The 13,337-nt window shown below is 60.4% G+C and carries 13 protein-coding genes; 1 reads left to right on the forward strand and 12 read right to left on the reverse strand.

Going from position 1 to position 13,337, the window contains the following annotated elements:
* Positions 1–14: 14 nt before the first annotated feature.
* From ACMDCR_RS29645 to ACMDCR_RS29685, 9 genes are all read right to left on the reverse strand, one after another.
* Positions 15–1,097: an ABC transporter ATP-binding protein gene (locus ACMDCR_RS29645; RefSeq protein ID WP_413990049.1), complete on the reverse strand. Its 1,083-nt coding sequence runs from the start codon at positions 1,095–1,097 to the stop codon at positions 15–17.
* Positions 1,094–1,894 (reverse strand): ABC transporter permease, encoded by an 801-nt coding sequence (locus ACMDCR_RS29650; protein ID WP_413990050.1) that lies wholly within the window; start codon positions 1,892–1,894, stop codon positions 1,094–1,096. Before ACMDCR_RS29650 ends, ACMDCR_RS29645 begins: the two co-directional genes overlap by 4 nt.
* Positions 1,895–2,731 carry an ABC transporter permease gene (locus ACMDCR_RS29655; RefSeq protein WP_413993762.1) on the reverse strand — a complete coding sequence of 279 codons (837 nt, stop codon included), beginning with the start codon at positions 2,729–2,731 and terminating at the stop codon, positions 1,895–1,897.
* Between the two features lie 92 nt (positions 2,732–2,823).
* Entirely contained in the window at positions 2,824–3,852 is a 1,029-nt protein-coding gene (locus ACMDCR_RS29660; protein WP_413990051.1) for an ABC transporter substrate-binding protein, read from the reverse strand.
* Positions 3,853–3,913: 61 nt separating this feature from the next.
* Positions 3,914–4,228 carry an NIPSNAP family protein gene (locus ACMDCR_RS29665; RefSeq protein ID WP_413990052.1) on the reverse strand — a complete coding sequence of 105 codons (315 nt, stop codon included), beginning with the start codon at positions 4,226–4,228 and terminating at the stop codon, positions 3,914–3,916.
* Positions 4,229–4,240: 12 nt separating this feature from the next.
* Complete coding sequence (locus ACMDCR_RS29670) at positions 4,241–5,716, reverse strand: aldehyde dehydrogenase (RefSeq protein ID WP_413990053.1); 1,476 nt, start codon at positions 5,714–5,716, stop codon at positions 4,241–4,243.
* A gap of 11 nt (positions 5,717–5,727) precedes the next feature.
* A complete protein-coding gene (locus ACMDCR_RS29675; RefSeq protein WP_413990054.1) occupies positions 5,728–6,762 on the reverse strand; it encodes an LLM class flavin-dependent oxidoreductase in 1,035 nt (344 codons plus the stop codon).
* Complete coding sequence (locus ACMDCR_RS29680; RefSeq protein WP_413990055.1) at positions 6,759–8,519, reverse strand: alpha/beta fold hydrolase; 1,761 nt, start codon at positions 8,517–8,519, stop codon at positions 6,759–6,761. Before ACMDCR_RS29680 ends, ACMDCR_RS29675 begins: the two co-directional genes overlap by 4 nt.
* A complete protein-coding gene (locus ACMDCR_RS29685) occupies positions 8,512–9,102 on the reverse strand; it encodes an amino acid synthesis family protein (RefSeq protein ID WP_413990056.1) in 591 nt (196 codons plus the stop codon). Before ACMDCR_RS29685 ends, ACMDCR_RS29680 begins: the two co-directional genes overlap by 8 nt.
* 136 nt (positions 9,103–9,238) lie before the next feature.
* Here ACMDCR_RS29685 and ACMDCR_RS29690 point away from each other — a divergent pair, with 136 nt between their 5' ends.
* Positions 9,239–9,949 carry a GntR family transcriptional regulator gene (locus ACMDCR_RS29690; protein ID WP_413990057.1) on the forward strand — a complete coding sequence of 237 codons (711 nt, stop codon included), beginning with the start codon at positions 9,239–9,241 and terminating at the stop codon, positions 9,947–9,949.
* Between the two features lie 39 nt (positions 9,950–9,988).
* On the opposite strand, the gene ACMDCR_RS29695 is transcribed toward ACMDCR_RS29690, so the two are convergent.
* The 3 genes from ACMDCR_RS29695 to ACMDCR_RS29705 all read right to left on the reverse strand — a co-directional run bounded on the left by ACMDCR_RS29695 (position 9,989) and on the right by ACMDCR_RS29705 (position 13,124).
* Positions 9,989–10,657 (reverse strand): DNA-binding response regulator, encoded by a 669-nt coding sequence (locus ACMDCR_RS29695; protein ID WP_413990058.1) that lies wholly within the window; start codon positions 10,655–10,657, stop codon positions 9,989–9,991.
* A gap of 512 nt (positions 10,658–11,169) precedes the next feature.
* Positions 11,170–12,255, reverse strand: a complete 1,086-nt coding sequence (locus tag ACMDCR_RS29700) for a DUF5666 domain-containing protein (RefSeq protein ID WP_413990059.1) — start codon at positions 12,253–12,255, stop codon at positions 11,170–11,172.
* Positions 12,252–13,124: a DUF6502 family protein gene (locus ACMDCR_RS29705; protein WP_413990060.1), complete on the reverse strand. Its 873-nt coding sequence runs from the start codon at positions 13,122–13,124 to the stop codon at positions 12,252–12,254. Before ACMDCR_RS29705 ends, ACMDCR_RS29700 begins: the two co-directional genes overlap by 4 nt.
* Positions 13,125–13,337 lie beyond the last annotated feature (213 nt).

The following is a 13,337-nucleotide window of genomic DNA, read 5'->3' on the forward strand; positions in this document are numbered from 1 at the left end:
CGTTGCACCTGGACTCAATTTTCGCTGAAGACCCGGAGATTGTCGCAGTGAACGCGTAGCCTCAACGCCTCGCCCTGCTGCGGCAACGGGGCGCCGCTTTGGCGCAGGCGCACATCGAGGTCTTCGCCCCAAGGCGTGGACGTCGCGAGCTGAACCACGTCGCCAAGATAGGTGGCATTCCTCACGACGACAGAAATGCCTGGCGTTTCCGGAGACCCACCGGACAACGGCAGGGCGAAAGCATCGGGGCGGATCATCACCGCAACCGCATCGTTGTGCCTCCGGTTCTCGTTACAGATAGCGGGGAGAAGGGTGCCATCCGGCAGGCGCACCGCGTGTCGATCGCCGTTTCCCTGGACGAATATGCCTGACACGAAGTTCGAGTGCCCTATAAAGCTTGCCACAAATCGGTTAGCCGGCTCCTCGTACAGGCTTCGTCCGCTGCCGAGCTGTTCGATCCGCCCGTGGTTGAAGAGAGCTATGCGATCCGACAGGCGCAGGGCCTCCTCCTGATCGTGCGTGACATAGAGAATCGTCACGCCGGTCTCGAGATGGACTCGTTTGATCTCGTACTGGATCTCCTCGCGCAGCTTCTTGTCCAGCGCTGCCAGCGGCTCGTCCATCAGCAGGATGGGCGGATCATAGGCAAGCGCCCGTGCCAGCGCGACACGCTGCTGCTGGCCGCCGGAGAGCTGTGCGGGCATGCGATCGGCGTAGGCGTCCAGGCGCACCAGCTTGAGCATGGCCTTGACCTTGGCATCAACATCGGCACGCGGCAGGCGCCGCACCCGCAACGGAAACGCGACGTTGTCGGCCACGCTCAGATGAGGAAATAGCGTATAGCGCTGGAAGACCATGCCGATGTTGCGCTCGTTCGGAGGCACACGAAGCATGGATTTGCCGTTGAGCAGAACGTCACCGGCAGAAGGATCCTGGAAGCCGGCGATCACATAGAGCGTGGTGCTCTTGCCGGAGCCGGAGGGGCCGAGAAAGGTGACGAATTCGCCCCGTGCGATGTCGAGCGAAACCTCTTCGACGGCCGTGACGCTGCCATAGTGCTTCGCAAGACCTCGAATGGCGAGGAACGGATCCGTCATGCGGAGGTCTCCTTTCTCAGGAGTGTAGCGAGAAGCAACAAAAGGGCGGAACAGCCCACGAGGAGCGCCGAGACGGCGGCAATGACGGGCGAAAGGTCTTGGCGCAACGTGGTGTAGATGCGAACTGGCAAGGTCTGCAGATCCGGACTTGCCATGAAAATGGCAATCACCACCTCGTCCCAGGAGGCAAGGAAGGAGAAGATGGCTGCGCCAAGGAGGCCCAGCCGAATGGCCGGAATGGTCACCCGCAGCCTTGCCTCGAGCGGCGTCGCGCCACACAGGATGGCGGCATTCTCGATCGCGACATCGAAATGCAGCAACGCATTCGAGATCGAAATGATGGCGAAAGGCAGCGCCACCACGAGATGAGCCATCACGAAGCCGATGAAGGTGCCGTTCAGGTGCAGGCGTAGGAAGAAGGCATACAGTGATACCGCCATCACCACCACCGGCATCACCATCGGGGTCAGGAAAAGGGCGCGCAGGAGTTCCCGCCCCGGAAAGCGTCCCCGAGTCAGCGCCAGTGAGGCCATGAAGCCGATCACGACCGACAGAACGGTCACCACGACGGCGATCTCGAAGCTCGTCAGCAGGGAGGCAAGCCAGTCGGGATCACTGAACAGCGCACGATACCATTTCAAGGTCCAGGATGGCGGAGGGAACTGCAGCCATTGCGAGGAGCCGAAGGAAAGCGCCACGATGAGCAGGATCGGAAGGAGCAGAAACAGGCCGACCAGCACGCCGATGGCGACCAGAAGCCAGCGCAGCCAGCCGAGACGGGAGAAATCGAGCAACATTCAGTGCCCTCCCCCTTGCGTGCCGAAGCCGAACCAGCGGATCTGCACCGCATAAAGGCCGAGTGTCACGACCAGCAGCACGGTTGCGGCCGCGCCGGCCAAGCCCCAATTCAGGAGCGACTGCACCAACTGCGCGATGAGCTCAGCCAGCATCATGTTGGAGGTCCCACCGAGGAGGGACGGCGTGACGAAATAGCCGAGCGACATCACGAAGACCATCAGGACGCCGGCACCGATGCCCGAGGCGACCAGCGGCAGGAAGACCTTGGTGAAAACCTGCCAGCGGTTCGCCCCGCATAGCGAAGCCGCCCGCAACACCGAAGGATCGAGCGTGCGAATCGTCGAGTGCAGCGGCAGGATCATGAAGGGCAGCATGATATAGGTCATGCCGATGGTGACACCGACGAGATTGTTGATCAGCGGCAGGGGTTGCGAGATCAGGCCGACCTCGATCAAGGCGCGATTGATGACGCCGGTGCGCTGCAAAAGTACCATCCAGGCATAGGTCCGGGCCAGCAGATTGGTCCACATCGAAAGAACGATGATGCCGAACAGCAGGTCCGCCCAACGACGCGGTACGATCGCCATCAGCCATGCCACGGGGAAGGCGAGCAGGAGCGTCACTGCGGTGACGATGCCTGCCACCAGGAATGTATTGGCGAAGACCCGGATGTAGGTCGTCGATCCGAAGACCTCGGCGTAATTCTGCAGACCCGGCTGAGGTTCCAGGATGCTGCGCAACAGAAGCACCAGCACGGGGATCACGAAGAAGAACGTGATGACGGCGAGTGCCGGGGACACCTGGCCGAGGCCGGATAGGAGGCGCCGGCGCTCCATCGCCCTGCTGGGCTGATGGGGGTCGGATTGAGCCGGCCCGTCCTTGAGGCGGGAGATCGCCGTCATGACTTCGTTGTCGCTCCGCTCTCGGCTTATTTGGCCTGCCAGTCATACCAGCGCTTGCCGATCTCGTCGCGATGCTCGGCCCAATAGGACATGTCGAGGTTGATCTGCGAGGACGTGAACTTGTCCGGCAGGCCGGCAGCAGCCTTGGTATCCATCATCGCAGCCGATTTGAGGTTGGTCGGAGCGTAGTTGGTGGCAGTCGCCAGGTCGGCTTGTCCCTTGGGGCTGGTCGCTTGGGCGAGGAACTTCATCGCGGCCTCTTTGTTCTTCGTGCCCTTAGGCACCACCAGCACGTCGGCTGCCGTTAGGTTCTGCTGCCAGGAGATGCCGATGTTGGGATTGTCGCCCTGCAACGCAAAGATGCGTCCATTCCAGAACATGCCGATCGGCGCCTCGCCTGAAGCGAGCAGCTGCTGCGATTGCGCGCCGCCGGTCCACCAGACGATGTCGGACTTGATCGTATCGAGCTTCTTGAAGGCACGGTCGAGGTCGAGTGGATAGAGCTTGTCGGGCGCCACGCCGTCGGCCAGTAGGGCAATCTCGATCACACCCGGCGCAGACCATTTGTAGAAGGTGCGCTTGCCGGGAAAGTTGGCGGTGTCGAACAGATCGGCCCAGGTCTTGGGCTCCTTGCCGCCGAGCGCGTCTTTGTTGAAGCCGAGTACGAAGGAATAATAGAAGCTGCCGACGGAATGATCGGTCACGAAGCGCGGATCAAGATCGGATTTGTTGACGACCGTAAAGTCGATAGGCTCCAGCATGCCGGCCTTGGCCGCGGCGATAGCGAAGTCTCCCTCGACGTCAACAACGTCCCAGTCGACATTGCCACTGTCGACCATGGCTTTCAGCTTGCCGTAATCGGTCGGGCCGTCCTCCTTTACCGCAATGCTCGTGGTCGCGGTGAAGGGTTCTGCCCAGGATTGCTTCTGCGCATCCTGCGTGGTGCCGCCCCAACTGGTGAAGACCATGCTGTCGGCGGCGTGAGCGAATCCGGCGCCGAGCGCCAGAATGGATAGGGCGGCGAGGCCGGCCGCGGCGGAACGAAGGCGTGTCATGGCATGGTTCCCTTTTTTGCTCGGATGGTCGTCTTCTTTCGCTAAGTGTGCTCCACCGGCCTCAGGCCAGAGGAGAGAAACGGGTTGGCTTCAGGATCTTGTTTTCCATGGTCTCGATGAGAGCCTGGATCTTGGGCATGAAGGCCTGCCAGGCCGGATCGGCAGCCAGGGCCTCGCGGCGCCGCTCGCGATCGTTCAGGTCCGCAAAGGCCCAGATGTGCACGATCTGGTTGAGCGGACCGATTTCGGAAAAGAAATAGCCAACGAGTTGGCCGAGATAACCGCGCTGAATGGCGATGCCCTCTTCCTCGACCAATTTGAGGTAGGATGGAACCGTGCCGGTTCGCAGGCGATAGGTCCGCATCTCGTAGATCATCACCCCAGCTCCTCAGCGCATCACGAAGGGATCGGGAATTGGATCGTCGCTCGTGCGGATCCAGACAGATTTCGTCCGGGTGTAGTCGAGAATGGACTCCCGCCCACCCTCGCGGCCGAGGCCGGATAATCCGTAGCCGCCGAAGGGCACGATCGGGGACACGGCCCTATAGGTGTTGACCCAGACGATGCCGGCCCGCAGGCGCCGGATCAGCCGATGCGCGCGGGTCAGGCTGTTGGTAAAGACGCCCGAAGCGAGGCCGTAGCGCGTGTCGTTGGCAAGGCGCACCGCCTCTTCCTCATCGTCGAAGGCGAGGACGCTCAGCACCGGACCGAACAGCTCCTCGGCGACACAGGGCACCGTGTTATCGCGTGCCCGCACGATGGTCGGCTCGAAGAACCAGCCCTCGTGGCGTCCGGGTGGGCGGCGGCCGCCGCAGACCAGCTCGGCGCCCGCCTCCAAACTGGCGGAAAGCACCCTCTCGATGCGATCACGCTGCTGGCGCGTGGCGAGCGGACCCATTTCGGTGGCGCTATCTTGTGGATCGCCGATACGAATGGCCGCTGCCTTGTCCTTCAGGATCGCAAGAAAGCGCTCCTGCGCAGTACGCTCGACGTAGAGGCGCGAGCCAGCGACACAGCTCTGCCCGGTGGCGGCGAAGATTCCGGCGACAACGGCATTGGCGGCGCTGTCGAGATCGGCGTCCGCGAAGACGAGCACCGGCGACTTGCCGCCGAGCTCCAGCGTGGTGTGGGCGAGGTTTTCGGCCGTGTTGCGAACGATATGCCGGGCGGTCGCCGGCCCGCCCGTGAAGGCGACGCGGGCAACGAGCGGATGGCTGGTCAGCACACGGCCGGCGGGTTCGCCGAAACCGGTGATCACATTGGCGACGCCTCTCGGAAAGCCCGCCTCATGCACCAGCCGCGCAAATTCGAGCAGCGGTGCCGGCCCCTCTTCCGAGGCTTTCAGTACCACTGTACAGCCGGCGGCGAGAGCCGGGCCGAGCTTCACTGCGGAGAGAAAGAGCTGCGAATTCCATGGAACGATGGCGGCGACGACGCCGATCGGCTCGCGGCGCAGATATACCTCCATATCCGCCTTGTCGATCGGCAGGTGCGCACCCTCGATCTTGTCGGCCAGGCCGCCGAAATAGCGGAAATATTCCGCGACATAGCCGATCTGCGCCGTGGTCTCGCGGATGATCTTGCCGGTGTCGCGCGTTTCGAGCTCGGCCAGCCGGCCGGCGTGCTGTGCGACGAGATCGCCGAGCCTTACCAGGAGCTTGCCGCGTTGGCTTGGCGTCAGCCCGGCCCAACTCGGATCGAGGAAGGCGCGGTGGGCAGCCTCGACCGCGCGATCGACCTCTTCGGCATTGGCAGCCGGCATGTCGGCCCACACCTTCCCCGTCGAGGGGTCAAGGCTTTCGAAGCTTTCGGCTGCATCGACGAAGTCGCCATCGATATAGAGCTGAAAACGGGGGCGGACCATGCAGCGTCTCCTCAGGCGAACGCCGGCATGACATGCCGGATGAAGAGTTCGAGGGACTTCCTCTTCCGCTCATGCGAAATGCCCGAATCGATCCAGATCGAGAACTGGTCATAACCGAGCGTCTCATAGCCCTTGAGCCGGGCAATCACCTCGTGGGGTTCGCCGATGACGAGGCTCTTCCGCACGGCCTGCGGCGAATATTGCGGCATGGCCGCTTTCTCTTCGGCGGTCAGCGGAGCCATGATGCCCTGGTGGATGGGGCGTTTGTTGAGGAACCAGGCGCCGAAGAGGCAGTAGAAACTGCTGAGGTCGTCGCAGAGCTGGTGAGCCTCCTGCGGCGAATCCGCCACGAAGGTATGCTGCAGCAGCATGATTTTCGGCTGAGGCACCTCAGGATGATTGGCGACCGCGGTCTTGAAGCGCTCCATGAGGCTGGCTACCTCGGCATCGCCCGCTGCGAGCGGCGTAACCTGGACATTGCAGCCCGTGGCGACCGCGAAATCATGGCTGTTGGGATCGCGCGCGGCGATCCAGATCGGCAGGTCGGCCTGCACCGGCTTGGGCGAGGACGTCGTCTTCGGAAAGCTCCAATATTCGCCTTGATGGGCATAGTCGCCCGCCCAGAGTTTCTTCACCGCAGACACCAGTTCGCGCATGCGCAAGCCGGCGCCCATGGCATCCAGGCCAGGCACCAGGCGCTCATATTCGAACATGTAGGCGCCACGCGCGATGCCAAGATCGAGCCGGCCATTGCAGGCGACATCCGTCATTGCCGCCTCGCCGGCAAGCTTGATCGGATGCCAGAAGGGCGCGACCACATTGCCGGTACCGAGCCTGATGCGCGTGGTCTTCGCGGCGAGGTAGGCGAGCTGGATGAAAGGATTCGGCGCGATGGTGAAATCCATGCCGTGGTGCTCGCCGATCCATACGGTCTCGAACCCGGCGTCCTCGGCGATAACGGCCAGTTCTCCCAACTCCTCGAACAGCTCGCGGTGTGGCTTGCTCACATCGGACCGCTCCATGTGAACGAACAGAGAGAACTTCATGCCGGGCTCCTCGCACTGAAAGGCCTGCCAGACTCGTCGACGCGGTGGACGGTGCCTTCCTCGGCATTGCCGATATAGACTCCGAACTCGTTCTCCTCGCGCTCTCGCACGAAGCGGCGCAGCATCGAGCGGACAGCGTCGTCCCGCAGGCCGTTCCAGGGAATCTCGTCGAAGGCAAAAAGCCGGGCCTGTCCGGCAATCTCCGGCAGGGCGAGAAGTGAACCGCGATAGTAGATGCGCTGGAAGTTGGCTGCCCCCGGCTCCTCAAACACGGCGAACAGGAAGCCAAGTTCGACGGCGAGACCGAGCTTGGCCAGAACACCACGAAGGGAAGCAGGATCGGCGCGCGGCTCCAGGCTGTGGCCCTCGGGAAGGTCGCAGCGTCCCCCTCCCCGGTCGAGGAGCAGCACGGCCTTGTCGCTTTCGAGGATCGCACCGACACTGACCTGGCCGGCTGTCGCTGCCAGCGCCTTCTGCGACAGGGCAAAATCGACATAGGCACCGCGGCAGTAACCAAGCGGGTTGGTTTCGCTGCCGCCAAAGGCGGCGACTTCGCCGATCAGGATGATGTGATCGCCGGCATCGACGACATTATGCGTCCGGCAATCGAACCAGGCCGCGGCCTCCTCGATCACGGGGCTGCCGGTTGTCTCGCATCGCCAGCGCGAGCCCTTGAACTTGTCCGATGTCTTGGAGGCGAAGAGGCGCGAGACATCCTTCTGATGCTCGGCCAAGACCGACACGGCGAAATGCCGCGTGCCGGAGAAGATGGGGTAGCTCGATGCTGTCCGCGCGATGCACACCAGGATCAGGGGCGGATCAAGCGATACGGAGCTGAAGGAATTGGCGGTGAAACCGCGCGGCGTGCCGTCGGGCTGCACCGTGGAAACGATGGTCACGCCAGTCGGGAATGCCCCGAGAGCTCGCCGGAAGGCAGCCGGATCCGTCGTCGGCAGGGCCAGGAAAGTCTGCAGAATGCCGTTCACCGCCTCGGGGTTCACGAAGGCCATCATGTGGCGCTCGTTCGGCAGCACTTCGGCCCGCGCCCGTGGTGCCTCGGCTGCCATACGCCGTGACATGGCGGGCGAGGAGTTGGCATCGAGCTCTCCGGTCATGAAGAGCGACGGCATCTGCAACGCTCCAAGCCGGCCTTCGTGAGCACGGTCCGAGGTGGCGAATAGGCGATAAGTGCGCGCATATCCCGCAGGATCGACTGTGCACAGCAGATTGCTCACGGTCTCTGCCTTGGCCGCCAAGCCGGGAGGTACGGGTGAGCCGAACCAGCGCTCGATAGCGGCCGCGTTCGAGGTCTGCGTACCCACGATCTCCAACGTGGCGGCGCGTTGCTCCACCCCGCTCCGTTCGGCGGGGGAGCGGCAGTAGACGGCATTGAGCGCGGTGATGGACCGGCAACGCCCGGGATGGTTCAGAGCGAACTCGATGGCAATGAGAGCGCCCATGGAGTGCCCCACAACATGAGCTTTCTCGATGCCCAGGCTGTCGAGAAGCTGGCGCGTCTGCTCAGCATAGTCGGACAACTGCGGCTCGATGGGTGGAGGCGAGGAGCGGCCATGCCCCAGCATGTCGTAGGCGATAATGTCGAAACGCTCGCCAAGCGCCTCGAATTGCGGTGCCCAGATCGAGGCGTCGAGACCAACGCCATGGATCAGCACCACCGGGTCGCCCTTGCCGGACCGAAGAACGCGGGTGATGCCGGCCACCTCACCCAGTTTATGCGGGAGTCGTTCCTCACGCATTGTCGGTCGCCCCGAGCTCCTTGAGATCCTGATAGCGATCGCCGATGCGATGATGCGGACGGCCTCCGATCGATCCGCCGAGCGCCACCACGATTTCGTCCGGAGCAGGCGCGTCTGGGATGGAAAATTGCACCGTGAGGTAGTGCGAGCGGCGCCCCTCATCGATCTTGTCCATCAGGGGGATGACGACCGGACAATTCGGGCCGCCGCGCGTATTGGTAAAACTGAGATAGCTCTTGGCGCCGACCGCCTTGCGGAAATGGTTGCCGAAGCGCAGCGTATGAATCAGGGCCGACGCATGTTCGAGTTCGCCGGACGTTCCCACAACCGCTGCTTTGCCATACGCCTCGATCGCCTCACCGGACCCGGCAAGAGCAACCATCTGCTGGGTGAGCAATGCACCGAGCTTAGGTGCCACCTGATGGATAGCAGGCTTGAGGTCCTCCACGAAACCTCTGCCGGCCCACGGATTTTGGATGACCGCGGCTGCAGCAAACAGGCGAAAAGTTCCTGGCACTGCCCGCTGACCTTCCACCTTCACGTCCTCGACATAGGTCACGATCTTGCGCACGCCGTCTTCCATGCAGCCACCCTCAATCAAGGAAATGGACCAAAGGCCCTTTCTGTGTATGATGGTATACCATATTACGATCATGTCAATTCAGCTTCCATTCGCTGCGACGATGTGATCCAACGGCTGCTGCAACCGGAAACGTCCCATGACTGCCAGCAAAAAGATGACCCTCCATCCGGAAGACACGGATTCCTTCGAGGACATGCGGATTGAGCGGCCGGGCAAGACATTGCGAGAGCTGACGCTCGAAAAAATGCGAGACGCGATATTGGAAGGTCGCTTCAAGCCAGGTGAGCGATTGGTCGAACGCACGCTTTGTGACCGACTGGGGGTTAGTCGCACCGTTGTGAGGGAAGTGCTGCGCCATCTTGAGACGGAGGGGCTTGTCGACAATTTGCCCCAGCAAGGTCCTGCCGTGGCCAGGCCGGATCCGGTCAAGGCAGCGCAAATCTACGAGATCCGGGGATTGCTGGAAGGGGAGGCAGCGCGATCCTACGCGCTGATTGCCACCCCCGATGGCGTAGCGCGCTTAGCGGCATGTATTGATCGAAATGAGTTGGCTTTCGCCAGTGGTAGCTCGAGTTTGGTACTTAAGGGCACCAATGATTTCTACGAGGCTCTGTTTCACATGGCGGGCAAGGAAGTTGCCTGGTCTATTGTCCAGTCCCTAAATATGAGAATTAACCACTTGCGAGCCTTGACGATCTCCGAGCCGGGACGCGGCCCCAACGCCATCGCGGAAATGAGAGCTATTCTGACTGCCATCGCAACTCACGATGGGGACGGCGCGTATGAGGCCAGCATCGAACACATCAAATCCGTCGCCTCTTTGGCTGCACAGAAGCTCACGAAGTGACGGCTATTGGAGTTCTTAAGTTAAAGGCAGACGATGTAACTATTCGACAAGCGGCGTAAAAAAGTTATGCGTCTTTAGCACCACCTCCGTCCGATTATTTGCATTCAGCCTTTGAAAAATATGTCGAATATGAACCTTTACGGTATTTTCGCTCATACTTAGATCGGAGGCGATTTTTCTATTCGACGACCCCTTCTGCATTTCCCGCACGATTCTCAGTTGCGCCGGCGTAAGATTTACGCCGGCAAGTCTCGATCGTTTGCTTTTCTTGTAATTTTCAGCAGCACTTGCCGAAGGTTGCCTCGATGATACGAGCTGCCCTCCTCTACGCAACAATTTTACGGCCAGAAGTATGGCATCAATACTTGATGATGTTGGAATAATTCCATTTGCACCAACTCCCAGCGCCTCGGAGATTTCCTGAGCAGATCCTACATCGCTAATGACGATGACTTGACCGCTAGGCGCCAGGCTCCGCATTTTTCCAGTCGCTTCAAAACTTGTCGTACCTATATTTCTGATTTCTGACTGTATAACGATAATTATATCAGCCATTCCACCCGTATTTATCCATTCATCTAGAGTACTGTAGCCACTTACGTCCATATCAGGAATCGCATGACTTAGGCACGCCTGTAGACACTGGCGGAAAAGCAATTTCTCAGCCAAAATGGTAATATGAGGCATATCGCCGGTGTCGTTAGTCATTCTGGCGAGCGATTTTATTGGGCAATCCATCCTGTGGTCATTGGTCCCGTTAACAACGCGATCGCAATGGCGCTCGCCGGATTACGGCGAGCTCAACTGCAAGCCATCACCGCCGATGCTCCACGCCGCCGGAGCCGGTCTGGACAGCGTGGAGCGGGGCCTTGGCAATGGGTCTCGCGAACTTCTTGCAGGCAATGATGTTCAATGTCTTGGAGGATATTGAACGCTGCGTTTCTCTCACCCAATAGTGTCAAAAATAGGGCTATAGTCGTATATGCGTGAATATATCTCGGAATAGATTCAAATAACGCTACAATATATAAAGTCTGAAGCATTGTATTTTGAATATTATAAAGACAGATGCTGTAAAAAACTTTTGACATTCTGTATATATGCTTTGCAAAGGCGTTGGGCTTTAGGCTCGATTGCTTTGGCCGCCATCCTCTCTCACACATGGAGGTCCGCATCAGCGGATCACCGCAGGAAGCGAGGCCGCAGGATCGCGGGCGGCCTCAATGGTTTGATGGCGGACCGCCCGAGTTGGGGGGACCGCCTGACGGCGGGCTGCCACCTGGTCCATTGGTGCCATTGGGCATATTCAGGCCAGGCAGGTTGCCGGGCATTTGCGGTGGCGGTGCTTTGAGAGGAGAGGAAGGTGGCGATGGGCGGGTTCCATCGATGCTGGCGCCATGCAATTCCAGACCACCGCCTGCAATTCTGCCAAAGGTCGCGACGACGGCCGCCCCTTCAAGCTCTCGTGGATTGATGCGAGTACGCGCCGCAGGAAGCTGGAAACCGAATCCGAACATTATCCGGGATGAGGAATTCTCGACATAACTCTCCAGGATGATGCGTGAGAGGCGCGGGTCGGCGAGCAAGAGCAAGTCCTGCCGGCTGGAATCGAGGTGGAACATGTTCGCGGCAAGATGCCCCTTTGCAATGACGCGGGTGCCTTTCCACTCGGGATTGCTGCCCTTGATGAGCAGGCCCCCGATCTGCTGTTGGCCCGTTGCGTCGATCATCAGGGGGCCGGCTACGCTAAACCTGGCGCCCGGCCGATGCTCGATTCTGCTCGCGACAATCATTCCGTCCAAACGTCTCAACCCGAACACAGCAACGACGTCGCCGGCGCGTATGTTTGCCTCCCTCAAGCTTGAAGCGATCTGTATCCTCTGGCCCAAGACAAGCATTTCGGACCCATTCACGGATTGAACGGGGCCGACAACCTCGCTGGTCACCTCGATATGCGAGGCGACCAGCCGGTCTCGATGGCCATGGGCCAGGACCTGCACAATCTGGCCCAGCCGCAAAGACGACACCTTGGCGCGCTGGCCGTCTATGAAGACCGGCACATCATCGGGATAGGAAACATGAAGGTTGTTGACGACAATACTGCCAAAGCCCCGAATCGTTCCAATGACGCCGGTGCCGCCGATGCCACGGTCGCGGAGACCTTTCTCCTTGGCGTTACGAGGTGGATGCTCGATCTGCGTCGGTGTTTCCGGTTCTTCGCCCTTTGCGCGTGAAACAATCGTCGCAACAAGGCTTGCCAGGAGGTGCCCCAGCCGCCGACGCGTGATCGGTGATGCGCGGCTCATGAGTCACTCCTTTTGGAGGCTGGCTCCGAAAGCTGCGCTCTTTGCATATCGTAGCTTGCCGGCTCCGAGTAAATGTAGATGCCGAAGGTCCAGCGCCAATCGCCGCTCTCCTTGTCTCCCGCAGCCGCATAGGCATCCCGATTGGCCTTGTTGAGAGCCACCTTCGCAATTGCTTTCGACTTCTCCTCGAGCAGCTTCGCGATGTCTGCGGAAATGGCGTCGTAGTGAACGGCACGCTCGAAGAATAGGGGAACGGGAGAGGACACATTTGCCACGGCCGCTGCGATGTGGTCGTGCAGATTGCGTCCAAAATAGTAGAGCTGTTGATCATCGCCGCCGCGCGGGATAAGGGCACTATCGAGCAGTGCTATACGATCATCCGAGCCGATCGAAACGAGTTCGCGGTTAAGCCATTCGTCGAGAACGGCGCGCGGCCGCACGTCTTTCGTCACCGAGGAGACGAGGCGATCGAACGAGGGCTCTGTCCCCGCGGCCGTCCGTGGCAGGATCAGGGGATTGCCATGCTCATCCGTGAATTCCGGAGCGGCGAGCCAGCGAGCCAGAATGGCACTTGTACTTGAGACAGATGCAGGAACGACATGCACGGGCGCGCCAGCACCTCGAAGCCTGCGAACCTCCTTGCGATGGATTCCCGTCAGCAGACTGACGCGACTGTCTGTCTGCTTCTTATCGGCCAGGCCAAAATCGTGCTCCGCTACATTGATGTAAAGTTCGCGCAGGAGCTCACACAGATGGGGGAAAGTCACACCACTGCGCACCAACATCCGGACAAGAGGTCTAAGGAGCCTCGCCAAGGGTCCATGCACACGCTGGGCATCCGGCAGTATAAATTCCCGACCCTTTTCCATATCTCACCATATCATCGCATGGACACCGGCATATAGCCGTTCGGCCCTGTACGGCAATGATGCCTCGGCGGCAGCGTCATGCGCGGATTGGAAATTGGCAGCCTCCGGTCCTTGGGTGCCGTAGCGGCACTCTGCTCACAAAATTCGAACAAGGTGCGTTTGCTGACCAGAGAGATGTGTGGGAAAATTCTACACAAATATAGATGCGATGAT

Source organism: Labrys okinawensis (assembly GCF_047345005.1).
GTDB classification, from domain to species: Bacteria; Pseudomonadota; Alphaproteobacteria; order Rhizobiales; family Labraceae; genus Labrys; species Labrys okinawensis.

Coding starts and splice junctions, on each gene's coding strand:
- ACMDCR_RS29645 (WP_413990049.1), bottom strand. CDS start 1,097: ATGACGGATCCGTTCCTCGCCATTCGAGGTCTTGCGAAGCACTATGGC.
- ACMDCR_RS29650 (WP_413990050.1), bottom strand. CDS start 1,894: ATGTTGCTCGATTTCTCCCGTCTCGGCTGGCTGCGCTGGCTTCTGGTC.
- ACMDCR_RS29655 (WP_413993762.1), bottom strand. CDS start 2,731: ATGGAGCGCCGGCGCCTCCTATCCGGCCTCGGCCAGGTGTCCCCGGCA.
- ACMDCR_RS29660 (WP_413990051.1), bottom strand. CDS start 3,852: ATGACACGCCTTCGTTCCGCCGCGGCCGGCCTCGCCGCCCTATCCATT.
- ACMDCR_RS29665 (WP_413990052.1), bottom strand. CDS start 4,228: ATGATCTACGAGATGCGGACCTATCGCCTGCGAACCGGCACGGTTCCA.
- ACMDCR_RS29670 (WP_413990053.1), bottom strand. CDS start 5,716: ATGGTCCGCCCCCGTTTTCAGCTCTATATCGATGGCGACTTCGTCGAT.
- ACMDCR_RS29675 (WP_413990054.1), bottom strand. CDS start 6,762: ATGAAGTTCTCTCTGTTCGTTCACATGGAGCGGTCCGATGTGAGCAAG.
- ACMDCR_RS29680 (WP_413990055.1), bottom strand. CDS start 8,519: ATGCGTGAGGAACGACTCCCGCATAAACTGGGTGAGGTGGCCGGCATC.
- ACMDCR_RS29685 (WP_413990056.1), bottom strand. CDS start 9,102: ATGGAAGACGGCGTGCGCAAGATCGTGACCTATGTCGAGGACGTGAAG.
- ACMDCR_RS29690 (WP_413990057.1), top strand. CDS start 9,239: ATGACTGCCAGCAAAAAGATGACCCTCCATCCGGAAGACACGGATTCC.
- ACMDCR_RS29695 (WP_413990058.1), bottom strand. CDS start 10,657: ATGACTAACGACACCGGCGATATGCCTCATATTACCATTTTGGCTGAG.
- ACMDCR_RS29700 (WP_413990059.1), bottom strand. CDS start 12,255: ATGAGCCGCGCATCACCGATCACGCGTCGGCGGCTGGGGCACCTCCTG.
- ACMDCR_RS29705 (WP_413990060.1), bottom strand. CDS start 13,124: ATGGAAAAGGGTCGGGAATTTATACTGCCGGATGCCCAGCGTGTGCAT.